Origin of the sequence: Nonomuraea muscovyensis (assembly GCF_014207745.1) — a bacterium.
Lineage (GTDB): Bacteria > Actinomycetota > Actinomycetes > Streptosporangiales > Streptosporangiaceae > Nonomuraea > Nonomuraea muscovyensis.
Genome location: NZ_JACHJB010000002.1, coordinates 2,606,332 through 2,630,396, shown reverse-complemented (window position 1 = coordinate 2,630,396; position 24,065 = coordinate 2,606,332). Strand labels below are relative to the sequence as shown.

The window sequence follows — 24,065 nt, the reverse complement described above, 5'->3', positions numbered from 1 at the left end:
AGCGCCCGCGGCCGGTGTGTGAGCAGCCGCGACGTTCTCCGCGGCGGGGAACGGGTCGCCGTTCCCCGCCGTGCGGACGTCGCGGCGGGCGGGCCGCGTGGGTGGGGCCGGGGTCAGACGTGGCTCCGGAAGACCCTGATGGCCAGCGGCGCGAACACCGCCATGAAACCGGCCGACCACAGCAGCGCCACCAGCATCGGACCGGCCACCTCGCCGCCGATCAGCAGGCCGCGGATGGCGTCGGCCAGGTGGGTCACCGGGTTGACGTCGGACCAGGCCTGCAGCCAGGAGGGGAACGTGGCCGACGGCACCAGGGCGCTGCTCGTGAACGTCAGCGGCATCATCAGCGAGAAGGAGAACATCTGCACCTTCTCGGGGTTGGACGCCTTGAGGCCGATCACCACCGACATCCACGACATCGCCAGGGCGACCACCACGAGCAGGGCCAGCGCCCCCAGCAACCCGGCCACGCTGGTCGTCACCCGGAACCCCAGCACCATGCCGAACCCCACCAGCAGCGCGAACGCCCACACCTGCTTGAAGGTGTCGGCGATCACCCGGCCGGCCAGCGGCGCGGTGCGCGCGATCGGCAGGCTGCGCAGCCGGTCGAAGACGCCCTTGGTGATGTCGGTGTTGAGCCCGATCGCCGTGGACAGCGTGTAGAACAGGGCATTCTGCACCAGCAGGCCGGGCAGCGCGAACTGCAGGTAGTCGCCCGTCGAGCCGGAGATCGCCCCGCCGAACACGTAGGTGAACAGCAGCAGGAACATGATCGGCTGGATGCTGAGATCGAGCAGCTCCCATGGGTTGTGCTTGATCTGCACCAGGCTCCGCCAGGCGAGCGTCATCGTCTGCTGGACGGTCGCGGCCGGCCCCACGCGCCTGGCCGCGACGGGCGGCGCGGTCGTCGTCACGGCGGTCATACGAGAGCCTCCTCGGCCTTGGTCTCATCGGGGGCGGTCTCCTCGGCGCGGTGCCCGGTCAGCGCCAGGAACACCTCGTCGAGCGTGGACTTGCGCAACGCCAGCTCCGAGGCGACGACGCCCAGGTCGTCGAGGCGCCGCACGATGGCCGGGACCACGGCCGGGTCGTGCACGGAGGCGGTCACCGTGCCGCCCGCCGTCTCGGGGACCGTGTCGATGACGTCGGTGACGACCTTGACCACCAGCTCCAGATGCTCCCCGCTGAGCGGCCGCACCTCCAGCACCTGGGCCCCGGTGGTCGCCTTGAGCTGGTCGGAGGTGCCCGACGCGATCACCCGGCCGTGGTCGAACACCACGATGTCGTCGGCGAGCTGGTCGGCCTCCTCCAGGTATTGGGTGGTCAGCAGCACCGTCACCCCGTCGGCCATCAGCCCGCGCACGACCGCCCACAGCTCGGTGCGGCTGCGCGGGTCGAGGCCCGTGGTGGGCTCGTCGAGGAACAGCACCTGTGGCCTGCCGACCAGGCTCGCCGCCAGGTCGAGCCGCCTTCGCATGCCGCCCGAGAAGGTCTTGGCGGCCCGCCCGCCGGCCTCGGTCAGGTCGAACCGCTCCAGCAGCGCCGCCGCCCGCGCCCTGGCCTCGGCCCGTGACATGCCGAGCAGCCGGCCGATCATCATCAGATTCTCGACACCGGTGAGCATCTCGTCGACCGCGGCGTACTGCCCGGTCAGGCCGATGAACGAGCGGACCTGGTGGGCCTGGCGCCGGACGTCGAACCCCAGCACCGTCGCCCTGCCGGCGTCGGGGGCGAGGAGGGTGGCGAGGATCCGCACGGCGGTGGTCTTGCCCGCGCCGTTGGGGCCGAGCACGCCGAGCAGCCTGCCGGGAGGCACCACGAGGTCGACGCCGTCGAGGGCCTTGGTCTCGCCATAGTGCTTCACGAGGCCCTCGGCCTCTATCGCGTAGCGCATGACTCCCCTTCAGTGGTTGTGCTCCCACTGTGGCGTACGCCACTGACATTTCCCTGACCGCAGTGCGGACGCCGCTGATAGATCGCTGACGTGCCGCGCGGCTTAAGCTGGGATTCGTGACACTTACTGGCCCGCTCCGCGAACCGGCGCACCGCGTCTCGCCGAAGGCCGTCAAGCTCTGGCTGCTGGAGGCCCTGATCGCGTTCGTGATCATGGTCGGTGGCTCCTGGCTGGTCGCGTCCTGGGTCGGCGGCAGCGACTGGTCGTGGGTGCCGGGCTGGTTCGCGACCCGCCCGTGGGTGCTGCCCGTGGGGGTGGCGGTGCTGCTGACGCCGTTCCTGGTGGCGGAGCCGTTCGTGCGCTACGCGGTGCACCGGTGGGAGCTGTCGGGAGACGTCGTGTACGCGCGGACCGGATTCCTGACCAGGGAGTGGGTGTTCGTGCCGGTGAGCAGGATCCAGACGGTGGACAAGGCGCAGGGCTGGCTGGAGCGGATGCTCGGGCTGGCCACCCTCGAGATCCGCACCGCCTCGCACGCGGGCTCCTCGACGATCCAGGGACTCGACTTCCACGTGGCGGCCGGACTGGCCGAGCAACTGGCGCACCGGGCCGAAGAGCTCAGGGACGACGCCACGTGACCGGCCCGGCCGAACCCCCCGAGACCCCCCGCCCGAAGAGCCCCACCCAGCAGGACCCCGCGCCGCACGGCCCTGCACCTCAGGGCCCTGCACCTCAGGGCCCTGCACCTCAGGGCCCTGCACCTCAGGGTCCTGCACCTCAGGGTTCTGGGCCTCAGGGTCCTGTGTCGCACGGTTCTGGGCCTCGGGGGCCTGGGCCGCACGGTGCTGTCCCTTCCGAGGTCGGTGCGCCGCCGTACGGGCCTGTTCCGCCCGCGTACGCGCCGGGGTCCGCGTACGCTCCGGGAGCGGCCCCTCCCGGGCCGGGGCCGGGTGGGCGGGCGCCGCAGCGGCTGAGTCCGAAGGTGCTGTTCATCGACCCGGTGCGCATGCTGCCCAACCTGCTCGTGCCGCTCGTCGGCGTGCTGTTCGTGGGCGGCTTCTCCGGCTCGTCGTACCTGTGGGCCGCCGCGGGCGCGGTGGGTGCGGTGGTGTTCGCGCTGATCAGGTGGATCACGTTCACGTACGAGATCGTGGGCGACCGGCTGGAGATCAACCGTTCGCTGATCAGCCGGTCGCTGCGCACCATCCCGCTCGAACGGGTACGGGGCGTCGACGTGTCCACCCCGCCCCTGCACCGGCTGCTCGGCCTGGCCATCCTGAAGATCGACACGGGGGCGAGCGGCGGCGACGAGGAGGGCAAGCTCGACGGCGTCACCCTGGAGGAGGCCGAACGGCTCAAGACCCTCCTGCTGCGCCGCGTGGCCGTCGCCAGGGCCCGGGCGGGCGCGGGCGCAGCACCGGGCCCGGCCGGCGCGGGAGAGGCCGCAGGCGCCGTCAGGGGGCCCGCCATGGAGGCCGGGCCCGGGGCGCCGGGCGGTGTCGCGGACGTACACGGGGCACCGGCGCAGGAGATCCACGTCCCGTCGGAGCGGACGATCATCACCGTGCCCCGCAGGTGGCTGCTCTACGGGCCGCTGTCCGGCGCGTACCTCTTCACACCGTTCGCCCTCGCGGGCGGCGCCATCGGACTGGCGTTCCAGTGGGGCAACGAGCTGGGCGTCGGCCAGGACGCCGCCTGGCAGGCGGGGCAGTGGCTCTGGGACCGGCCCTACCTGCTGCTGATCGCCGTGTTGCTGCTGGTGGTGGCCATGCCGTTCGTGGGCGGTGTCATGTACGCGGTGTTCAACTGGGACTTCCGGCTGAAGGACCGTGACGGCTACCTCGTGGCGGAGCGCGGGCTGATCAACCGGCGCAGCGTCTCGCTGGAGGCCAGGCGGGTGCGCGGCTACGAGATCGTGGACGGCCTCGTCGAACGCCGGGCCGGGGTGGTGCGGGCCTGGGCCATCGTGACGGGCCTCGGAGACTCCTCGACGCGAGGCCAGCTCCTGCCCGTCGTGCCCCGGAAGGTCGCCATCGAGGTGACGGCCGGGGCGATCGGGCCGTTCCGTGCCGAGCTGCGCCCGCACCCGCCCGTGGCACGCCGGCGCCGCCTGTTCAGGGCGGTGGCGCCGTGGCTGGCGTTGGGCGTCCCCGCCCTGGTGGCGGCCGTGGCGACGGGGAAGCCGGCGTGGTGGGTCCTCGCCGTGCTCCTCCTCGGGCCGGCGGGCCTGGGGGTGCCGCTCGGCATCGACCGCTACCGGTCGCTCGGGCACGGCTACGACGGGGCCCGCCTGTCGGTCCGCTCGGGGTCGCTGCGGCGCAAGCAGGCGGTGGTGGAACGGCGGGCCGTGGTCGGCTGGCGGCTGAAGCAGACGTGGTTCCAGCGGCAGGCCGGGGTCTACACGCTGATCGCCGGAGTGGGCGCGGGCGAGGGCGGCTATCCGGCGGTCGACGTCTCGGCCGAGCAGGCCAGAAACTTTCCCGCCGAGGTCACCCCCGAATGGCTGGCGCCGTTCATGGAGGGGCCGCGGCGGTAGTCCCCGGGCCGCGTGTCCTCGGTTTCGTCGATGACGCTTCAGGCGGCGGTACGTCCTCCTGGACGTACCGCCGCCTGATGGCCGGGTCAGTCCTGGCGGCGGGCGCCGAACATGATCTCGTCCCAGGTGGGCACCGAGGCGCGGCGGCCCCTCGAACCCTTGCGCGGCTGGCGGGCCGCCGGGGCGGGCGGGGGAGAGGGCACGGGCACCGGGGCCTCCTTCGCGGGGGCCTCCTTGCCCTTGTCGCCCTTGCCGGAACCGCCCTTGCCGCCGGCGTCCTTGGCCGTGTCGTCCCTGCCGGGGCGCGCCGCCGGCACCGTCGCCGCGGCCGGTGCCGGTGCCGGCTTCGGCTTGGGCGCGGGCGGCTTGGCGACCGGCTCGGGCGCGGCGGCCGCGGGTGCCGGTGCTGCCGCGGCAACCTCGCTCTCGGCAACCTCGCTCTCGGCAACCTCGCTCTGGGTGGCCTCGCTCTGGATGGCGTCGTTCTCGGTGGCGTCGCTCTGGGTGACCGCGCTCTCGGTGGCCGCGCCCTGGGGTGCCTCCACCTCGGGCACCCTCGTCGCGGGTGTCCCTGTTACGGGCGCTGCTGCCTCGGACGCCTCCGCCTTCGGCGCCTCGGCCTCGGACGCCTCCGCCTTCGGCCTCTCGACCTGGGGTGCTTCGGCCTGGGATGCCTCCGCCTTCGGCGCGTCGGCCTTCGGCGCTTCGGCCTGGGGTGCCTCCGCGCTGGGGGCCGGGGCGGCGGCTGCGCCGGCCTCGGGCGCCTGCGACGTGGTGACCTCGGTCACCTCGGTCGCCTTCGGCGTGGCCGGGGCAGGCTCGGTCGTCGCTGACTCGGCCGGTCCGGACTCGGCCGCCGTCACGGGCGCAGTGTCACGACCCTTCGTGTCAGGGACCGTCGTGTCAGCGGCCGTCGTGTCAGCGGCCGTGATCTTGGGAGCAGGCGCGTCAGGAGCAGGTGCGTCGGCAGTGGTGGGCTCGGGTGTGGCCGGCTCCGCCTGGGGCGACTCGGCCGCTGCGGCCGACTCGGCGCCCGGGGCCGGAGGCTGGGCCTGGGGCTGGGGCGTCTCCGGCTCGGGTCCCTGGGTGACGGCGTCCGGTTGCGGAGCGGCTGCGGTCTCCGGTGCGGCCTGTGCCTGCTCGGGTGCCGTTGTGGTCGCCTCGGCGGCGGGTCCGGCGGTCGGCGCGGTAGCCGGGGCCGCGTCCTCGGCCGCGGCGTCGGCGTCGGCGGACCGCGACGGCGATGCGGCCGGGGTGTCGGCGGGCTGTGCCGGCGTCGTGGTGTCGGCCCGCTGTGATGGCGCCTCGGTCGTGGTGTCGGCCTGCTGCGCCGGTGAACCGGCCGGGGTCGCGGCGGGCGCCGGTGACTCGTCGGGCGGCGTCGCGGGCGCGGCCTGGCTCACCGTGTCCGGCTGGAGCCCGTTCGGGGTGCCGGTGGTCGACGGCGTGTCCCGCGCCTCGGGAACGTCGGTGTCCGCACCCGCAGGCGTGTCCGTGGCTCCGGGTGAGTCAGGGAGCGCAGGCGTGCCGGCGGGCACGGGCGCGGCCGGTGCGCCGGTGGCGGAGGGCGTCTGCTCCTCGACGCCCGTGACGGTGCGCGCCGGCTCCCCGGTGACCGGTGTCGGCGTCTCCGAGGGGAAAGCGGGTACGGGCGCCGCCTGGGCGGGAGGCTCGGTGTGTGCCGGTGGGGTGTGCGCCGGGGCGGTGTGCTGGGGCTGGGTGTGTGCCGGGCCGGGGTGCGACGCGGGCGCGAGGGACGACGGCTCCTCCTCGTGAGGTGCCGCGGCGGTGGGCGACGGCTCGTCCGGCCGGGGGGTCGTGGCGGTGGGCGCCTGCTGGGAGGCGTCATGGGTCGCCGGGGCGTAGAAGGCCTCGGCCTCGCGGGCGCCACCGCGCTCCTCCGTACGGCTCAGGCCGAAGTCCGGAGGCCAGGCCGCGGGCGCGCCGCCGCGGCGGGCGGCGTCACCCGGCCGCAGGTGACCGGCGTCACGGGCGGGCTCGGACGATGAGGCGGCACCCGCACCGGAACCGGCGTCACGCGGTGGAGCGGCCGGAGTCGCCGAGGCGGCGGGCGGGGCAGGAGAGGTGGGAGAGAACGGCGAAGCGGGGTCACGCGGGGCGGCCGGCTCGGACGGGAAGGCCGGGCGGCGGTCCGGGGGCGTGCCCGGAGACCGCTGCAACGGCGGCGGTCCGAAGTCGGCGGTCCGCGGCTCGCCGCGCGACGGCCCGTGGTGCCCGACGGCGGGCTCCTCCGGTTCCCTGCGCGCCACCGGCGGGAACGGCAGCGGGTCCGAGCCGAGCGGCGGCACCGGCTGCAGCTTGGCCACGCGCGGCGTGAACGGCGTGACCGTGGTGTCCTCAACCGGAGGACTGGGGTCGAAGTCGGCCGACGACAGCCGCATGGCCTCGTCGTCGTGGGGCGTGACGTGGCGGCGGCGCGGGTCGAACAGCCACTCGGCGTGCCGGGTGTGACCGTTCCAGACGTAGCCGAGCTTGACCCGCCACAGGCCGTCGTCGCGCTTGGCGGAGTCCCAGTCGATCTCGTCGGTGGGCACGCCGCGCCGGGTGAGGCGCTCCGCGACGAGCTCGCCCAGGGTCGGGCCGGCCGATGACTCTCCGGGCATCCGCACGGCCACGCGCTGCGCCTGCTGGGCGACGTACTCGCGTTCCTGCAGCACCGGCCCCTCGAACCAGCGCACGCGTTCGACCGGGATGCCGGCGGTAGCGGCGATCTCTTCCGCGGTCTCTCCGGCGCGGATGCGCGCCTGGATCTCCTTGGGGCGCAACGGGCTCTCCACTTCGATCTCGTACTGCCCGAGACGGGAGAAGTTGCCGCGGACGGCAGCACGGAGCCGGTCGTCCACGGGAAGTGTGAAGCGTGTACCCCGCCCGGCAGTCGCCAGCACGAGATAGGTGCCGTCCTCACTCACCGCGACGAGTCGGAGCTCCTGCATGCGAGTCCCTTCGTCAGCGTGCTCAATCTTCCCCCGGACCCTTGAGTCTCTCGCGTGTGCCGGTTGCCTGCCAGCACCGTACCCGGCATGTCCGAACATCGCCTTCATGGGATAGCCCCCGGGCGATGTGACGCCGGTCACATTTGGCGATTCCATCCCCATCAGAGCTCTCCGGCCCGGAGAGTCCCCGACGGATTCTGTCGGACTAGGGCGTGTGACGCACCGTGGTCGGCCGAAAACGCCGAAAACGCCGGACGCGTCGGTCGCGCCGGACGCGCGAGCGAGGCGCCGGTGACGGGGACGCCGGCGCGTTCGAGCCGCCGCACGGCCGTCGACAGGGCGGCGGAGCCGGCTCCGTCGACGGCGAGCGTCGCCACGGCGGGTCTCCTGGCGTGCCTGCGCACCCAGTCGAGCCCGGCGACGACGTCCGACAGCGTGCCCGTCCCGCCGCAGCCCAGCACGCGGACCGAGGCGAGCCTGGCCCGGGGCGCCGCCCCGTGGACCCGCCCCGCGGCCTGGCGGGCCACCCGCGTGCCGTGGCCGGTGCAGTCGCCGCCGGTGCCGCCGGTGGCGTCGAAGGCGTGCCACGCCCGGTCGCCGAAGTCGCCGTGGGCCGGGTCCAGGCCGCTGTCGACGACGTACACGGTGATCCCGGGTCCGTCCGCCGCACCGGCGGGAAGCCGATGCGGGCCGGGGACGGGCAGGACCAGCCGGTCGGGCTCCAGGGCGCGCACCCGTGGGTCGGCGGCCAGTTCGGCCGCCTCGGCCGCGGTGAGCCACGTGGCGAAGCCGGGCAGCGCCGCCGTGTAGTAGCGGCGCACCCGCCAGCGCACCTCGCCGACGAGGTCGCGGGCGGCGGAGCGGTCACGGGCGGTGACGAGGTAGGCGCGGGAGGGTTCGTTCGCGGCGGGCCGGCCGGCCAGCCCGGAGGCCGGCGTCATGGCGAGGGGCACCGCGGTGGTCACGGCCGTCGCGACCGCCGTCGCGGCGGCCGCGGCGAGGTAGACGGAGGGCAGGCCGAATCGTCGGGGCACGAGCCAGAAGGGTGCCTGTCACGTACGTCACAGGAACAACGGGACACGCGCCCGCGTCTATTCACGAGGAAGCTCTTTACCCGGCGCATGACGAACGGCGCCCGTGAGCGATCCCACGACACACACACCACGAAAGGGGACTGGTCCCAGGCATGGGCGGCGAGCAGCGGAACTTCGAGCTGAGCGTGCCGCAGATCGGGGGAAGCGCCCTTGCGGCGGTGACGGCGGCGGTGGCGGCCTCCTATCTGGGGGTCGCGGGCACGGTGATCGGCGCCGCGGTGATGAGCGTCGGCACCACGATCGGCACCGCCGTCTACACGCACTACCTCAAGCGCACCGGTGACAAGGTCAAACAGCGCACGGTCATCGTCTGGCGGCGGGACGGGGAGGAGCCCGAGGGCGCGACCGAGGGCGAGGGCCAGGGTGAGCCGGCGACGGCCGTCCACGCGACGGCCCGCGACGCCACTCCCGCCAACGCGGAGGACGCGGAGGACGCGGAGGACGCGGGGAAGGACGCGCCGACCCTGGTGATGGAGCGGCCGGTGCCGGCGGGCCCGTCGCGCGGCGGGCTGCCGTGGGTCAAGATCGCCGCCGTCGCCGCGCTGGTGTTCGCGATCAGTATGGGGGGCATCCTGGCCTACCAGGGGCTGACCCAGGCCACGGTGCACGAGCAGGTCACCGGCCAGACACCGAAGAAGCGGCCCGACCCGGCGCCCGAGCGCGAGGAGCGGCGGTCCGAGGAGCCCGCGGCGCGGACCGGAACGGCTCCGGCGGCCCCGTCCGCGACGCCGACGCCGACCGCCACGCGCACCGCCACCCCCACGCCGGCTCCCACGACGTCCGCCACCCCGTCGGCGACGCCCTCGCCCACCCGCGACACGGCGCAGCCGTCCGCACCGGCGACCGAGGCGCCGACGCAGGACCCCGGGGAGACGGGGGCGCCTGCCGTGACGGAGCCCGCGCCGCAGGTCAGCGAGCCGGACGCGGACCCGGAGGCGAGCACGGAGGCGGACACGGACCCGCTCCCGCGGTGAGTCAGCCAAGGACGCGGTCGAGGTAGGCGTTGCCGAACAGCCGGCCGGGGTCCAGCCGGTCGCGCAACGCGACGAAGTCGGCGAAGCGCGGGTAGACCCTGGCCAGGTACGCGGCGTCCCGGGTGTGCAGCTTGCCCCAGTGGGGCCTGCCCTCCAGCCGCGTCATGATCTCCTCGACGCCCTCGAAGTACGCCCCATGCGGCGTCGGCCGGTACATGTGGCACGCCACGTATCCGGTCGGCCGCCCGTACGCGGTGGACAGCCACGCGGAGCTGGGCGGCGTCACCCGCACCTCCACCGGGAAGGTGATCCGCCACCCGGCGCGCTCGACCAGGTCGCGTGTCTCGCGTAGCGCCCGGCCGAGGTGCTCGCGCGGCACGGCGTACTCCATCTCCAGGAAGCGCACCTCCCGCCGCGAGGTGAAGACCCGGTACGAGACGTCCACGGCCTCGGAGTCGGCCAGCGCCGCCGCGCTGAGCGCGTTGATCCGGGGGATCAGCCCGGGCAGGCAGGCGCCCGCGGCGCAGGCCAGGCCGAAGAGGGTGTTCTCCAGGAAGACGTTGTCCAGCCAGTGCTTGACCGCGCCGGGCGGCCGGGCCGGCCCGGGGTCGCGGTTGCTGGTCTTGACCAGGCACGCGTCGGTGTGCGGCAGCCAGAAGAAGTCGAGGTGCTCGTCGGCGGAGGCGATCTCGTCGAGGCAGCCGAGCATGCCGCTCAGCGTGGCCCGCCGCCGCCTGTTGCGCAGCAGGAACGCGGGCTCCACCCGCAGGGTGACCGCCGTCAGCACCCCGAGCGCGCCCAGCCCGACCCGGGCGGCGTCGAACAGGTCCTCGCCCGGTGCCGCCGTCACGACCGAGCCGTCGGCGAGCACCAGCTCCAGCGCGCTGACCTGGTCGGCGAGGCCGCCGGTGTCGCGGCCGGTGCCGTGCGTGCCGGTCTGGATGGCGCCGGCGACCGTCTGCTCGGTGATGTCGCCCATGTTGGCCAGGGCCAGGCCCCGCTCGTGCAGGAGCTCGTTGAGCGCCTTCAGCGGTGTGCCGGCGAGCACGGTGACCTGGTCGCCGGTGATCGAGCGGACGCCGGTCAGCGCCGTAGGGCGCAGCATGATGCCGTCGGTGAGCGCCACGTCGGTGAAGGAGTGGCCGGTGCCGACCATGCGCACCCGCCGCCCGCCGGCGGCGGCGTCGCGCACCGCGCGCACCACCTCGTCGGTGGAGGCGGGTGTGCGGACCTCGGAGGGGCTGGCCGTCTGGTTGCCTGCCCAGTTCGTGAACAGCATGGCCCCTCCGAGGCTCGTTCCGACTAAACGTGAACGATACTCAGTTTTCCCAGCCCTGCGGAAGCGGGAAGACGTCGCCCGGCTTGAGGTCGTGCTTCTTGACGATGTCGGACACCTTGACCAGGTGGTAGCCGCGGCCCTGCAGCGTCTTGACGATGGAGGGCATCGCCTCGACGGTCTGCTTCACCCAGTCGTGCATGAGGATGATGCCGTCCCGCTCGGCCACCTCGAGCGTGGCCTTCTTGATGGCCTCCGCGTTCTTGGTGTCCCAGTCGCGCGAGCCGGCCGTCCACAGGATGACCGGCATGTCGAACTCGGCCGCGACCTCCGTCACCTGCAGGTCGGCCAGTCCGTACGGCGGGCGCAGGAGCTTGGGCTCGACGCCCGCGGCCTTCTTGATCTCGTCCTGCGTCTTCTGGATCTCGCTGCGGATGGCCCACGGCTCGATCTCGGTGAACTTGGGGTGCTTGTAGCTGTGGTTGCCTACGTCGTGCCCCTCCTGCACCATGCGCTTGACGAAGGAGGGCCGGCTCTTCACGTACTGGCCCTCGAGGAAGAACGTCGCCTTGGCGTCGTACTTCTTCAACGTGTCGAGCAGGGTGCCGGCGTACTTGCCGGGCCCGTCGTCGAAGGTCAGTGCGATGCACTTGACCTGCGTGCAGTCGACGGCCTTGGCCGTCTTCTTCGTGGCGGCCGCCTTGCCGCCCTGGGGAGGAGTGGTGTCGGCCAGCGCGGGTGCCGGGATGAGGGCGAGCGTGACAGCCGCGATGGCCAGGAGTGAACTGCTTTGTCGGGACATACTAGTCGTATCCAATGTGAAGGGTGTTGCGAGGGATGTCTCGACCGTAGCGGATCAGGGTTTGCCGGGTGAAGCCGCGTCGGGAATCCTCAGCAAACCCGAACCTCCGACACCCACAACGACGGCGACCGCCGCGGCGGCCAGCGCGAAGCCGTAGGCGTTGGACGCGCCGAACGCCTCGGTGAGCCGGCCGCCGGCCCACGCGCCGATCGACACGCCCAGCCCGATCGAGGTCGAGATCCACGCCATGCCCTCGGTGAGCAGCGACGACGGCACCAGCCGTTCGGTCAGCGAGAAGCCGGTGATGAGCGTCGGCGAGATGGCCAGGCCCGCCATGAACAGCGCCACGGCCATCACCCGCGCGTCGCCGATGAAGGCGATCGGCAGCAGCCCCACCGCGAACACGCCGAGCGCCCGGACGAACCGCCCGCGCAGCGAGATCCGCCAGCGCCGTGACCCGAACCACAGTCCCGACACCATCGACCCGCCCGCGAACGCCGCCAGCAGGAACCCGGCGGCGCCCTTGACGCCCTCCTCCTCGGCGAACGCCACCGTGATCAGGTCGACCGAACCGAACACCGCCCCGAGTGCCAGGTAGACGCATGACAGCAGGGCGATGCCGGGGATCAGGATCGGGGTGCCGCCGCCACCGCCGCGGTCCGCCCGCACCGGCGGCTGGGTGCGCCGCTGGGCCGCCAGCGCGAGCGAGCCGCCCAGCATGGACACCAGCGCGACCAGCAGCCCCGCGTACGGGTTGATCGCGGTGGCCAGCACCGTGACCAGCGCGGGGCCGGTGACGAAGATGACCTCGTCGGCCACCGACTCGAAGGCGAAGGCGGTGTGCAGCCGGGCCGAGCCGCCGTGCAGCGCGCTCCAGCGGGCCCGCACCATCGAGCCCAGCGACAGGGAGGTCGCGCCCACCAGCAGGCCGGCGGCGTACAGGGTCCACTGGGGCAGGTCCAGTCGGGCGCACAGCATGAGCCCGGCCAGCGCGAGCGCGTTGACGACGGCGAACGGCACGATCACCCGGGCCTGGCCGAACCGGTCCACGAGCCGGCCGGACAGCGGGGCGGCGACCGCGAACGCGAGGTTGGTGGTGGCGGCGACCGCGCCGGCCATGGCGTAGGACTCGGTGAGCGCGGTGATGAGCAGGACGATGCCGATGCCGAGCATGGACATCGGCATCCGGCCGATGAACCCGGCCAGCACGAACCCTTTGACGCCGGGCCCGTCGAACAACCCCCGGTAAGGCCCGACCACGTACTTTCCTCCTGTCACACTACGTGCTTACCTTTACGTGCCGTATGTCCGAACGGCAAGTGGTTTTCCCGCTGTTTCCGCTAACCTTTCGCGAGTGCCAGGTCTTCCTTCGCTGCGCGCCGTGCTGCTCATGGTCGCCGCCGTGGTCGTGCTGACCGTGGCCGGCGGGGCGGTGGCGGTGGTCGTGGGAGACGACCTCTTCCGCACGGCCCGCGAGACCCCCGAGCAGCCCTTACGCCGGGCCGAGCCGCAGCGGCAGCCCGAGCGGCTCGACCGGCTCGTCCCCACCACCGCCCCGGTCAACGACCGGGCCGCCGACTTCGGCGCCGGCGGCCCCGGTGTCACCCCCACCCCGCCCCACGTGCTCGCCATCGCCCGCGGCGAGGTGCTCAAGCGGACCCGCCACGCGCTGTCCGGGATCAGGCACGTGCAGAAGATCACCGTGGTCGACGCCGGCACGGTCAAGGTGTCGGGCACCGCACTCAACCTGCTCGCCGTGGACCCCGCCGAGTTCCGCTCCTGGACGCCCAAGGCGGTCGCCGACCAGCCGGCCGTGTGGAGCGCGCTGGCCAGGGGCGAGTTCGTCGCCGAGTCGGCGGCCGCGCGGCGGCTCGGCCTGGTGCTGGGCGCCGACTACCAGATCGATGGCGGCCCGAGGCTGCGCCTGGCCGCCTCGGCGCCGCTCGGGCTCAAGGGCATCGACGGGCTGGTCAGCGCCGAACTGGGCGGCAGGCTCGGCCTGGCGAAGGGGGTCGCGGTGCTGCTCCACGGCACCAGGCCGGACATCAGCCCCGCGAGCGTGCGGCGGCTGCTCGGCTCGGGCGCCCAGGTGCTCTCGCTCACCGCCGCGGCCCCCAAGCCCCGGACCAGCCGGCAACAGGACCGGCAGCCGCACAACCCCGTCGCCGCCAACCGGCCCACCAGCTACCTCGACCTCTACAAGCAGTCGGCCACCCGCTGCCCCGGCCTGTCGTGGACCGTGCTCGCCGCGATCGGCCAGGTGGAGAGCTCGCACGGCCGCAACAACGGGCCCTCCAGCGCGGGCGCGCTCGGACCGATGCAGTTCATGCCCGCCACCTGGAAGGCGTACGGCGTGGACGGCGACGGTGACGGCAAGGCCGACATCTGGAGCCCGTACGACGCGGTGCCCGGAGCCGCCAACTACCTGTGCGCCAACGGCGCCGGCAAGGGCGGCGAGAAGCTGCGCAAGGCGATCTGGTTCTACAACCACTCGTGGGACTACGTGAACAAGGTCATGGGCATCGCCGAGGCGTACGCCCGCACCTATGCCTGAGACTCCCGAGCCTGGCGGGCGGCGGGCCGGACGGGGGCGGGGCAGCAGGTCAGCGGGCACGGCACCGGCTCCGGCTCGTCCATGAGCTCGCGCACCATCCGCACGAACGCCGGGTGCGTGCCCGCCGTCGCCGCCCGCTCCATCGGCAGCCCCCGCTCGGCCGCGACCTGCCGGGCCTCGGTGTCGAGGTCGTAGACGACCTCCATGTGGTCGGAGACGAACCCGATCGGCACCAGCACCACCGCCGGCGCGTCGAGCTTGCTCAGGTGGTCGCACACGTCGGGCTCCAGCCACGGCACCTGCGGCGGGCCGCTGCGCGACTGCCACACCAGGTCCCAGGGCTCGCCGCGGCCGAGCGCCTCGTTGACCAGCTCGGCCGAGCGGCGCAGCTGCGCCTCGTACAGGCCGCCCTCGGGCCCGGCGCTGCGCGCCATGCCGACCGGGATGCTGTGCGCGGTGAACACCAGGCGGGCGTCGTCGCGGCCCAGCCTGGCGAGCGCCTGCCGGGTGTGGTCGGCCATCGCCTCGACGAACCCCGGATGGTCGCCGAAGTGGCGCATCTTGACCAGCTCGGGGCCGCCCTCGACGGAGATCCTGGCGATGTCCTCGTAGTACTGGCGGCAACCGGAGTAGCCGGCGAACGCCGAGGTGGCGAAGACCGCCGCCCTGCGCACGCCGTCGTCGCGCATGCGCCGCACGGTGTCCTCGCCGAACGGGCGCCAGTTGCGGTTGCCCCAGTAGACCGGCACGCCCGCCACCGGGCGCAGCGCCTCGACCAGGTCGCGGTTCTGCTGGTTGATCGGGCTGATCCCGCCGAAGCCCTGGTAGTGCTCGGCCACCTCCAGCAGCCGCTCGCGCGGCACGCCGCGCCCGCGCACCACGTTCTCCAGGAACGGCATCACGTCGCCCGGACCCTCCGGACCGCCGAACGAAAGGACCAGGAGCGCGTCGTAATTCCCCACGTGACAACCCTATGCCGGGACGGTGACGGTCCACGCCGCGAGGTAGGTTCGATCGGGTGAGCGCATTCAACGACATACGCGACTATGTGGCCGTCCCCCGGGTTCTCTCGCTGAAGCTCGCTCCCGACGGGTCCCGGCTGGTCTCCGCTGTGCAGTCACTCAACCCCGACGGCAGGTCGTACGGCACCGCGCTCTGGGCGATCCCCCTCGACGGCGAGCCCCACCGGCTGACCCGGTCCGCCAAGGGCGAGAGCGCCGCCGAGTTCACCGCGGCGGGCGACCTGCTCTTCACCTCCGCCCGCCCCGACCCCACGGTCAAGGACGCCACCGACGAGGTGCCCGCCCTGTGGCTGCTGCCGCGCGCCGGCGGCGAGGCGCGCCAGGTGGCCTGCCGCCCCGGCGGCGTCTCCGCGGTCCGCACGGCCGGCGACGTGGTCGTGTTCGCCTCCGATGTGCTCGACGGCGAGGCCGAGGCCGAGGAGCAGCGCCGCAAGGCCCGCAAGGACGCCGGGATCAGCGCGATCCTGCACGAGAGCGCCCCCGTGCGCTACTGGGACCATGACCTCGGCCCCGGCCGCACCCGGCTGTTCGCCGCCCGGCTCGGCGCCGACCGGCTGGAGGACGTCCGCGACCTGACGCCCGACCCCGGCGAGGGCCTGCGCGACGTGTCGTTCGAGCTGACCCCCGACGGCTCCACCGTGGTCGCCACCTGGCGGGTGCACCTGCCGCTCGGGCAGTTCCGCACCGAGCTCGTCGCCATCGACGTCGCGAGCGGCGAGCGGCGCGTGCTGTTCACCGACGACCGCAACGACTTCACCGGTCCGCTCGCGGTCTCGCCCGACGGCGGCCGCGTGGCCTGCGTCCGCGACCGGCACACCGACCTCGACGTCTCGGCCCGCTCCGAGCTGTGGATCGGCGACCTGGCCACCGGTGAAGGCGCAGCCCACGCGCCCGACCTGTTCCCGATGGACCTCGCCTGGGCGCCCGACTCCTCGGCCGTCTACCTGGCCGCCGACCACCAGGGGCGCCGCCCCGTCTTCCGGGTCGCGCTCGACGGCCAGGTCACCCGGCTCACCACCGACGACTCGGCCTACCTCGGGCTCAACCCGTCGCCCGACGGGCGCTTCGTGTACGCGCTGCGCAGCGCCGTCGATCGGGCACCGGGCCCGGCCCGCGTCGACACGGCCACCGGCGAGATCGCCGACCTGTCCTCGCCCGCGCCGCGCCCCGAGGTGCCCGGCGCGCTCACCGAGATCTCCGCCACCACCGACGACGGCGCCACCGTCCGGGGCTGGCTCGTCCTGCCCGAGGGCGCCTCGGCCGAGCACCCGGCGCCGCTGCTGCTGTGGATCCACGGCGGCCCCGTCGCCTCCTGGAACGACTGGCAGTGGCGATGGCAGTCGTGGATCATGGCCCAGCGCGGCTACGCCGTCCTCATGCCCGACCCGTGCCTGTCCACCGGGTACGGCCAGGACATGATCGACCGCGGCTGGGGCGACTGGGGCCCGCGGACCATGGCCGACCTCGACGCCATCGTGGACGTGGCCGTGGCCAGGGACGACGTCGACGGCGAGCGGCTGGGCGCGATGGGCGGCTCGTACGGCGGCTACATGGCCAACTGGGTCGCCGGGCACAGCGATCGCTACAAGGCCGTCGTCACCCACGCCTCCCTGTGGCACCTCGACCAGTTCGCCGGCACCACCGACGTCGCCATGTACTGGCAGCGGGAGTTCGGCGAGCCGGGCTCCGAGCGCTACGCCAAGCTCTCCCCCCACCACTCCCTCGACCGGATCCGCACGCCGATGCTCGTCATCCACGGCGACAAGGACTACCGGGTGCCCATCGGCGAGGGGCTGCGCCTGTGGTGGGACCTGCAGCGCACCGGCGCCGAGGCGAAGTTCCTCTACTTCCCCGACGAGAACCACTGGATCCTCAAGCCGGGCAACGTCGTCGCCTGGTACGAGACGGTCCTCGCCTTCCTGGCCCAGCACGTGCTGGGCCAGGAGTGGAAGCGCCCGGACTCGGTGGCATGATGGCGCACCGCACCGAATCCACCGACGCGGCCGGCTTCCTGCGGCTGGCCGAGGACATCGCGCGCGAGGCGGGCGACATGCTGCTCGCCAAGCGGCCCTCGATGTCCACCGCGTCCGGCGACATCGAGACCAAGTCCAGCCCCACCGACGTGGTCACCGCCCTGGACAAGGCGTCCGAGCAGCTCATCCGCGCCCGCATCCAGCAGGCCAGGCCCGGCGACCGGATCCTCGGGGAGGAGGAGGGGGAGGCGGGCGGCGACTCCGCCGTGCGCTGGATCGTCGATCCGATCGACGGCACCGTCAACTTCCTGTACGGCCTGCCCGAGTGGGCGGTCTCCATCGCCGTCGAGGTGGCCGGACGGATCGTCGCGGGCGTGGTCAACGTCGTGCCGCGCGGCGAGGTGTTCACCGCGGCGCTCGGCGCGGGCGCCCACCTGAAGACGGCGGGGCTCGGCGTCGAGACGCTGCGCTGCAACACCGGCGTCCCGCTGGGGCGGGCGCTCGTGGCGACCGGGTTCGGCTACGCCGCCGGGCGGCGCGCCGTGCAGGGCGAGGTGGTGGCGGCCGTGCTGCCGCGGGTGCGCGACATCCGGCGCGGCGGCTCGTGCGCGGTGGACCTGTGCTCGGTGGCCGCCGGCCGGGTGGACGCCTACTACGAGCGGGGCGTCAACCGGTGGGACCACGCGGCGGCCGGGCTGGTGGCGAGCGAGGCGGGGGCCCGGATGGGCGGCCTGAACGGCGAGCCGGCCGGCTCCGGGCTCGTGCTGTGCGCGGCGCCCGGCCTGTTCGAGGAGCTGCACGACCTGCTCGTCCCGCTCGACCCGGAACGCGACGCGTGACCCCGTTCCGTCCGAACTGATCACGCCCGGACATGACGCCCGGACATGACGCCCGGACATGACGCCCGGACATGACGATGGCCGGGGCCCCCCTCCTCCCAGGGCCCCGGCCGCCGTCTGTCAGCCGGTCAGCGGAACGCCGTGATCGTCCGCCAGGCGGCGCAGATCCTCGATCTCGGCGGTGAGGGTGTCGGCGAGGTAGTCGTCGCCGGTGCTGCGGGCCTCGCGCAGGCCCTGGTAAGCCTGGTCGAGGCGGTGTTCGATCGTGGTCGTGAACTCGCCCATCTCACCTACTTTCTGCGGGGGTTACAGAAACCTCTGGGGCGAAGTGACCCCACCGGTGCCACGCACGCGGTCAAGGGTGTCCAGCAGGCATACCCAACCCTGTCGCCGTCCCAAACCACCGATTCGCCATGAGACGGCCGTCGGTGGCTCCGGAGCGCCGTCACATGCCTTACCGTGCGCTTATCGACGTGCTGGGCAGAATGAACGCGGAATCGGAAAGAGGTGCATCGGGCGTGCGGGTGCTGGTGGTTGAGGACGAGCGGGTGCTCGCCGACGCGATCGCGACCGGGCTGCGGCGCGAGGCGATGGCGGTGGACGTGGCCTACGACGGCGGCGGCGCGCTGGAGCGCACCTCCTACATCGACTACGACGTGATCGTGCTGGACCGCGACCTGCCGGTCGTGCACGGCGACGAGGTGTGCCGCCGGCTGGTGGCCCAGCGCACCGCCTCCCGCATCCTCATGTTGACGGCCTCGGGCGACGTGGACGACAAGGTGGAGGGGCTCGGCCTCGGCGCCGACGACTACCTCGCCAAGCCGTTCGTCTTCGTCGAACTGGTCGCCCGGGTGCGGGCGCTCGGCCGCCGCTCGGCCCCGGCGCTGCCGCCGGTGCTGGAGCGCGGCGGCATCCGGCTCGACCCGGGCAAGCGGCTGGTCGAGCGTGACGGGCGGGAGATCAACCTCACGAAGAAGGAGTTCGCGGTCCTTGAGGAGCTGATGCGCGCCGAGGGCGCGGTCGTCAGCCAGGAGGACCTGCTGGACAAGGCATGGGACGAGAACATCGACCCGTTCACCAACGTGGTGCGGGTGACGATGATGACGTTGCGCAAGAAGCTGGGCGACCCTCAGGTGATCGAGACGGTGCCCGGAGTGGGATACAAGCTGTGATCCCGTCCCTCCGAGGCGGCGCCTTCGTCGGGGGGGCCGGCGGAGGAGGTTCGGTGAGTGAACGGCAGGACGGGCGCGAAGCGGTGCCCACGCACCCCATGATCAGCCCCCATTCGGAGCGCAAGGCGACGCGGGTGCAGGCCCCGCCGCCCAGCGGCCCTCCCGCCTGGGACGGCCCCCCGCCGCCCACCCACAACCCCCTCCAGCGGACGGCACGCGAACGCGTGCGGGAGCTGCCCGCCAAGGTCAGCATCCGCTGGCGGCTCACGCTCACCTACAGCGGGTTGTTCCTCGTCGCGGCCGGCGTGCTGCTGTTCTCGATCTACCTGATCGTCGGCAGCGCGATCGACGAGGCGTGGCTGCCGCTCGACCTGACCGATCTCGGCCTCGACCCCCGCGACGAGCTGCAGGCGCAGCTCCAGTGGAAGGCGGCGCAGCAGTACGCGGTGCGGTCGGCGCGCGAGACCCTGGTCCGCAGCTCCATCCTCGCCCTCGTCGGCGTCGGCATCCTGGCCGTCATCCTCGGCTATTTCGTCGCCGACCGCGCCCTGCGGCCCGTCGCCAAGATGAACACCACCGCGCGCAAGCTCTCCGACAGCAACCTCGCCCACCAGCGCATCGACCTGCAGGGCCCCGACGACGAGCTGAAGGAGCTGGCCGACACCTTCGACGACATGCTCACCCGGCTCAACGTCGCCTTCGACACCCAGCGCCGCTTCGTCGCCAACGCCTCGCACGAGCTGCGCACCCCGCTCACCATCAACCGGACGGTTCTGGAGATCGCGCTGTCCGACCCGGAGGCGTCCGAGGACCTCAAAGCGCTGGGCCGTACCCTGCTGGAGGTCAACGCCCGCAACGAGAAGCTCATCGAAGGACTCCTGCTGCTCGCCAGGAGCGAACGCGAGCTGGCCGTGCGCAAGCCGCTCGACGTGAAGGACGTCGCCCGGACGGCCGTCGAACAGGTCGCGCCATTCGCCGCGGAGCACGGGGTAACCCTCACCACCGATCTGGTCAGCGCGCCTACCGTCGGTGATCCGGTGCTCCTGGAGCGGTCCGTCAGTAACCTCCTTGAGAACGCCGTGAAGTACAACATTCCCGAAAACGGAAAAGTCTGGCTCCGGACGGGAATGGTGGACGGTGCTCTGGTTGTTCAGGTGGCCAACACTGGGCAGCACGTCCCGGCGTACGAGGTGAACAGTCTGTTCGAGCCGTTCAGGAGGCTCCACGCGGACCGCGTGGATTCGGCCAAGGGAGCGGGTCTGGGGCTGTCCATCGTCCGGGCCGTGGTGCAGGCACACGGGGGCAACGTGACCGCGGTGCCACGGGACGGCGGCGGGCTGGTGGTGACCATTCGGTTGCCGAGTCGCTGATCCGGCGTGTTGGTCCGGTGGGGGCGTCTCGTTCTTGCCGCACATGTGGTTGGATGTGCCGTCGAAACACGGTGGTGCGTGACGCCCGGGCTGTGGGTTTCGCCATATTTGGCTAACCATCGCCACTGGCAGCAGGCCCTGACGTGTTGGGAGGTTTCGTTTGCCGTTCTCCGGGGGTACCGATGCACAATCTTCCCCACCGAGCGGGCACAAGACGTACCTCTCGGACGTTAGAAGACGCGCGATGAGCGCGAAGACATATAGATGAGGGGGATGGAGTAGCACTATGGCTACCGACTACGACAGCCCGCGTAAGACAGACGACGACCTCGGCGAGGACAGCCTGCAGGAGCTGCAGGCACGCCGCACCGACAAGTCGTCCGGCAGCATCGACATCGACGAGACCGACCTGGCCGAGTCGCTGGAGCTGCCGGGCGCGGACCTGTCCAACGAGGAGCTCAGCCTGCGGGTCATCCCGCGCCAGGCTGACGAGTTCACCTGCTCGCGTTGCTTCCTCGTGCACCACCGCAGTCAGCTGGCCTCCGAGAAGAACGGTCAGCAGGTCTGCCGGGAGTGCGCGGCCTGACCGGAGCGAAGGAGCTCGGGGCGTCGCCGGCATGAATCGATGCCGGCCGGGCACTGAGCTGTCGCGACCATAGGACGGAGGCTTCGCGTGGCCGAACCGGACGCCGAACCTGACAGGGACCAGCAACCGCGGACCGAGGCCGCCGACTCCGACGTCGGCGAACTCGTCGGCAGGCTCACCGAGCCCGGTGACCTGGAGCCGGCCGAGCGGCGCAAGCTGCTCGGCCGTCTGACCCGCGCCCTGCGTCAGCGCTCGAAGCAGGCCGAGGGCACCGGGCGAGGCCGGTGGCTGGCCGACGTCTTTCTCAACATCGCGCCCCGCATCCCCATCCGCGATCTCCAGACCATTTCCGAGCACCACCACGGACTGACCGGCGAGCTGCTCGCCGACGACCTCGTCCGCACCGCCCAGAAGGCCACCATGACGGTCGGCGCCATCGGCGGAGCGCTCGCCGCGGCCGAGTTCGCCGCCCCGCCCCTGCTGCTGTCGGCCCCCGCCCAGCTCGTGGCCGAGACCCTCGTGGTCGCCGCCATCGAGGTCAAGCTGCTCGCCGAGCTGCACGAGGTGTACGGCGTGCGCATCGAGGGCACCGGCACGCAGCGCGCCGCCGCGTTCACCGCCGCCTGGGCCAGGCAGCGCGGCATCGACCCGCTGGCCCCCTCGTCCGTGACGCTGGCGCTCGGCGCCGCGACCAAGACCGCGCTGCGCAACCGCCTCATGCGGACCCTCGGCCGGCACCTGACCACGCTGGGCCCGTTCCTCACCGGCGCCGTCGCCGGCGGCGCGCTCAACCGGATCGCGACCAAGAAGCTCGGCGAGGCCATCCGCACCGACCTGCGCGGCAAGCTGCCGCCGCCCCCCGAACGCAAGCGGCTCGGCCGCTGACCCCGTTCCTTCGAGGTGCGCGAGCCGCTGCCGCGCGTCTCGCCTAGCCGCCGGTCCGCCGGTCGACGACGCGCTTGAGCTTGCCCACCGAGCGCTCCAGCGTCTCCGGGTCCACCACCTCGGCCTCCACGCTCACGCCGACCGTGTCCTTGACCGCCCGGCGCAGCGCCGCGGCGGCCTCCTCCCGGCCCGCGCGCGCCTCGAAGCCCGGCCGCGCCTCCACCTTGACCGTCAGCACGTCGAGCCGCCCCGGCCTGGTCAGGTGCACCTGGAAGTGCGGTGACAGGCCGGGCGTGCGCAGCACGATCTCCTCGATCTGGGTCGGGAAGACGTTCACCCCACGCAGGATGATCATGTCGTCGGTACGGCCGGTGACCTTCCGCATGCGGCGGAACGCGGGCCGCGCGGTGCCCGGCAGCAGCCGGGTCAGGTCGCGGGTGCGGTAGCGGATGACCGGCATGGCCTGCTTGGTGAGCGTGGTGAGGACGAGCTCGCCCTCCTCGGCGGGCGCGCCGGTGAACGGGTCGACGACCTCCGGGTAGAAGTGGTCCTCCCACACGTGCAGGCCGTCCTTGGACTCCACGCACTCCTGCGCCACGCCCGGCCCCATCACCTCCGACAGGCCGTACACGTCCACGGCGTGCAGGTCGAAGCGGTCCTCGATCTCGCGGCGCATCTCCTCCGTCCACGGCTCGGCGCCGAAGACGCCGATCCGCAGCGAGCACGCCCGCGGGTCGAGGCCCTGCGCCTCGAACTCGTCCAGCAGCGCCAGCATGTACGACGGCGTGACCATGATGACGTCGGGCCGGAAGTCGGCGATCAGCCGCACCTGGCGCGGAGTCATGCCGCCGGAGACCGGCACCACCGTGCAGCCCAGCCGTTCGGCCCCGTAGTGGGCGCCCAGCCCGCCGGTGAACAGGCCGTAGCCGTAGGCCACGTGCACGATGTCGCCCGGCCGCCCGCCCGCGGCGCGCAGCGAGCGCGCCATCAGCCCGGCCCAGGTGTCGACGTCGCCGCGCGTGTAGCCGACCACGGTGGGCCTGCCGGTCGTCCCGCTGGAGGCGTGCACCCGCACCACCTGCTCGCGCGGCACCGCGAACATGCCGAACGGGTAGCCCTCGCGCAGGTCGTCCTTCGTGGTGAACGGGAAGGCGGCCAGGTCGCCCAGTTCCTTGCAGTCCTCGGGGTGGACGCCGTGCTCGTCGAACCTGCGGCGGTGGAGGGGGACGTTGTCGTAGGCGTGGCGCAGCGTCCAGCGCAGGCGGCGGAGCTGGAGGGCGGCCAGCTCGTCGCGGGAGACCCGCTCGATCGGGTCGAGGCCTCCGGGGGAGGGCGGGTCACCGAGGCGCATCTGATCTCATCTCCCTGCTGCGGCCGCGGAACTCCGCGACCACCTGACCGCCGGTCCTGCTCACCGTGACGTCGTAGATGCCGCTGCGGCCGTACCGGGTGCGCTCGGCGGCCTCGGCCACCAGCTCGTCGCCGGCGCGGGCCGGGGCGACGAACGTGATCTCCGCGCCGGCGGCGACCGTGACCGGGCCGTAGGTGTTGCACGCGCACGCGAAGGTGGTGTCGGCCAGCAGGAAGACGTAGCCGCCGTGGCACAGCCCGTGCCCGTTGATCATCTGGTCGGTCACCGTCATGCGGCACACCGCCCGGCCCTCGGCGAGGTCGACCAGCTCGATGCCGAGGGCGGCGGAGGCGGTGTCGGCGTCCAGCATGCGCCGCGCGCTCTCCACGTCAGCCCCTCTCTACTGACCGAATGTTCGGTAAACAAAACATTCGGTGCGGCCTTCTGTCAAGGGTCCGGTCGCGGTGGCTGCGGGACCGCTGGGGCGGGGGGTGCGCGCGTGCCGGCCGGTGCCGGGCATCCGGTGCGCCGCGGATCGCGGCGGGATTTCGGTCCGACCACCATCTGGAACATTTGGGCGAAATGTGTTAATCGCGTTTGTTTATGCAGGTCCTGGGCACGGTGTCTAAGGCGCCGCTCGCCGTCTGCGAGCTCGCGGCGAAGACTGGCACCGGTGGCCCGGCCGAACCTCGGTCGTGGCCGGCCGCTCCTTGGGCCCCACCAGCCGCTCGATCGCCGTGACCGGTCCCGCGCGGACCGCAGGCCGGCGGCGGACGCCGTGAG

General features: G+C 72.9%; 21 protein-coding genes. 10 read left to right on the top strand and 11 right to left on the bottom strand.

Going from position 1 to position 24,065, the window contains the following annotated elements:
- Positions 1–113: 113 nt before the first annotated feature.
- On the bottom strand, positions 114–923 hold the full coding sequence (locus tag FHU36_RS28900) for an ABC transporter permease (RefSeq protein ID WP_185086923.1): 810 nt from the start codon (positions 921–923) through the stop codon (positions 114–116).
- The gene (locus FHU36_RS28895; RefSeq protein ID WP_185086922.1) at positions 920–1,894 is read right to left on the bottom strand and encodes an ATP-binding cassette domain-containing protein; all 975 of its coding nucleotides are present in this window, start codon (positions 1,892–1,894) and stop codon (positions 920–922) included. Before FHU36_RS28895 ends, FHU36_RS28900 begins: the two co-directional genes overlap by 4 nt.
- A gap of 116 nt (positions 1,895–2,010) precedes the next feature.
- Here FHU36_RS28895 and FHU36_RS28890 point away from each other — a divergent pair, with 116 nt between their 5' ends.
- Positions 2,011–2,532: a PH domain-containing protein gene (locus tag FHU36_RS28890; protein ID WP_312891898.1), complete on the top strand. Its 522-nt coding sequence runs from the start codon at positions 2,011–2,013 to the stop codon at positions 2,530–2,532.
- A gap of 344 nt (positions 2,533–2,876) precedes the next feature.
- Positions 2,877–4,430, top strand: coding sequence for a PH domain-containing protein (locus tag FHU36_RS28885; protein WP_185086921.1), 1,554 nt, complete (start codon positions 2,877–2,879; stop codon positions 4,428–4,430).
- Positions 4,431–4,516: 86 nt separating this feature from the next.
- Here the strand turns inward: FHU36_RS28885 and sepH are convergent, their stop codons facing one another.
- Both sepH and FHU36_RS28875 read right to left on the bottom strand, forming a co-directional pair.
- Entirely contained in the window at positions 4,517–7,384 is a 2,868-nt protein-coding gene (gene sepH, locus FHU36_RS44965; protein WP_246502596.1) for a septation protein SepH, read from the bottom strand.
- Positions 7,385–7,545: 161 nt separating this feature from the next.
- On the bottom strand, positions 7,546–8,418 hold the full coding sequence (locus FHU36_RS28875; protein ID WP_185086920.1) for a S8 family serine peptidase: 873 nt from the start codon (positions 8,416–8,418) through the stop codon (positions 7,546–7,548).
- Positions 8,419–8,570: 152 nt separating this feature from the next.
- On the opposite strand from FHU36_RS28875, the gene FHU36_RS28870 reads away from it, so the two are divergent.
- Positions 8,571–9,452 carry a hypothetical protein gene (locus tag FHU36_RS28870; RefSeq protein WP_185086919.1) on the top strand — a complete coding sequence of 294 codons (882 nt, stop codon included), beginning with the start codon at positions 8,571–8,573 and terminating at the stop codon, positions 9,450–9,452.
- A 1-nt stretch (position 9,453) separates the two neighbouring features.
- On the opposite strand, the gene FHU36_RS28865 is transcribed toward FHU36_RS28870, so the two are convergent.
- From FHU36_RS28865 to FHU36_RS28855, 3 genes are read right to left on the bottom strand one after another with little or no spacing between them, the layout of a single operon-like run.
- Positions 9,454–10,731, bottom strand: a complete 1,278-nt coding sequence (locus FHU36_RS28865; protein ID WP_185086918.1) for a D-arabinono-1,4-lactone oxidase — start codon at positions 10,729–10,731, stop codon at positions 9,454–9,456.
- Between the two features lie 40 nt (positions 10,732–10,771).
- Positions 10,772–11,530: a polysaccharide deacetylase family protein gene (locus FHU36_RS28860; protein ID WP_185086917.1), complete on the bottom strand. Its 759-nt coding sequence runs from the start codon at positions 11,528–11,530 to the stop codon at positions 10,772–10,774.
- Positions 11,531–11,584: 54 nt separating this feature from the next.
- The gene (locus FHU36_RS28855; RefSeq protein WP_312891897.1) at positions 11,585–12,808 is read right to left on the bottom strand and encodes an MFS transporter; all 1,224 of its coding nucleotides are present in this window, start codon (positions 12,806–12,808) and stop codon (positions 11,585–11,587) included.
- A 76-nt stretch (positions 12,809–12,884) separates the two neighbouring features.
- Here FHU36_RS28855 and FHU36_RS28850 point away from each other — a divergent pair, with 76 nt between their 5' ends.
- A complete protein-coding gene (locus FHU36_RS28850; RefSeq protein WP_185086916.1) occupies positions 12,885–14,084 on the top strand; it encodes a lytic transglycosylase domain-containing protein in 1,200 nt (399 codons plus the stop codon).
- Here the strand turns inward: FHU36_RS28850 and FHU36_RS28845 are convergent.
- Entirely contained in the window at positions 14,075–15,046 is a 972-nt protein-coding gene (locus FHU36_RS28845; protein ID WP_185086915.1) for a ferrochelatase, read from the bottom strand. The two genes, FHU36_RS28850 and FHU36_RS28845, sit on opposite strands and share 10 nt — an antisense overlap.
- A 56-nt stretch (positions 15,047–15,102) precedes the next feature.
- Here FHU36_RS28845 and FHU36_RS28840 point away from each other — a divergent pair, with 56 nt between their 5' ends.
- Both FHU36_RS28840 and FHU36_RS28835 read left to right on the top strand, forming a co-directional pair.
- On the top strand, positions 15,103–17,079 hold the full coding sequence (locus FHU36_RS28840) for a S9 family peptidase (protein ID WP_312891896.1): 1,977 nt from the start codon (positions 15,103–15,105) through the stop codon (positions 17,077–17,079).
- Entirely contained in the window at positions 17,076–17,918 is an 843-nt protein-coding gene (locus FHU36_RS28835) for an inositol monophosphatase family protein (RefSeq protein WP_376774160.1), read from the top strand. The genes FHU36_RS28840 and FHU36_RS28835 overlap by 4 nt, the downstream gene beginning before the upstream one ends.
- 120 nt (positions 17,919–18,038) lie before the next feature.
- Here the strand turns inward: FHU36_RS28835 and FHU36_RS28830 are convergent, their stop codons facing one another.
- Positions 18,039–18,203, bottom strand: a complete 165-nt coding sequence (locus FHU36_RS28830) for a hypothetical protein (protein ID WP_185086914.1) — start codon at positions 18,201–18,203, stop codon at positions 18,039–18,041.
- A gap of 233 nt (positions 18,204–18,436) precedes the next feature.
- Between FHU36_RS28830 and FHU36_RS28825 the strand changes: the two genes are divergently transcribed.
- The 4 genes from FHU36_RS28825 to FHU36_RS28810 all read left to right on the top strand — a co-directional run bounded on the left by FHU36_RS28825 (position 18,437) and on the right by FHU36_RS28810 (position 21,931).
- Positions 18,437–19,090, top strand: coding sequence for a response regulator transcription factor (locus FHU36_RS28825; protein ID WP_185086913.1), 654 nt, complete (start codon positions 18,437–18,439; stop codon positions 19,088–19,090).
- Positions 19,091–19,188: 98 nt separating this feature from the next.
- A complete protein-coding gene (locus FHU36_RS28820; protein ID WP_185087709.1) occupies positions 19,189–20,460 on the top strand; it encodes a sensor histidine kinase in 1,272 nt (423 codons plus the stop codon).
- 286 nt (positions 20,461–20,746) lie between these two features.
- Positions 20,747–21,046 carry a DUF4193 domain-containing protein gene (locus FHU36_RS28815; RefSeq protein WP_020542847.1) on the top strand — a complete coding sequence of 100 codons (300 nt, stop codon included), beginning with the start codon at positions 20,747–20,749 and terminating at the stop codon, positions 21,044–21,046.
- An 87-nt stretch (positions 21,047–21,133) separates the two neighbouring features.
- On the top strand, positions 21,134–21,931 hold the full coding sequence (locus FHU36_RS28810) for a hypothetical protein (protein WP_312891894.1): 798 nt from the start codon (positions 21,134–21,136) through the stop codon (positions 21,929–21,931).
- A gap of 43 nt (positions 21,932–21,974) precedes the next feature.
- Here FHU36_RS28810 and paaK read toward each other — a convergent pair whose 3' ends face one another.
- Both paaK and paaI read right to left on the bottom strand, forming a co-directional pair.
- The gene (gene paaK / locus FHU36_RS28805) at positions 21,975–23,282 is read right to left on the bottom strand and encodes a phenylacetate--CoA ligase PaaK (RefSeq protein ID WP_185086912.1); all 1,308 of its coding nucleotides are present in this window, start codon (positions 23,280–23,282) and stop codon (positions 21,975–21,977) included.
- Positions 23,269–23,652, bottom strand: a complete 384-nt coding sequence (gene paaI / locus FHU36_RS28800; RefSeq protein ID WP_185087707.1) for a hydroxyphenylacetyl-CoA thioesterase PaaI — start codon at positions 23,650–23,652, stop codon at positions 23,269–23,271. Before paaI ends, paaK begins: the two co-directional genes overlap by 14 nt.
- Positions 23,653–24,065: the final 413 nt, after the last annotated feature.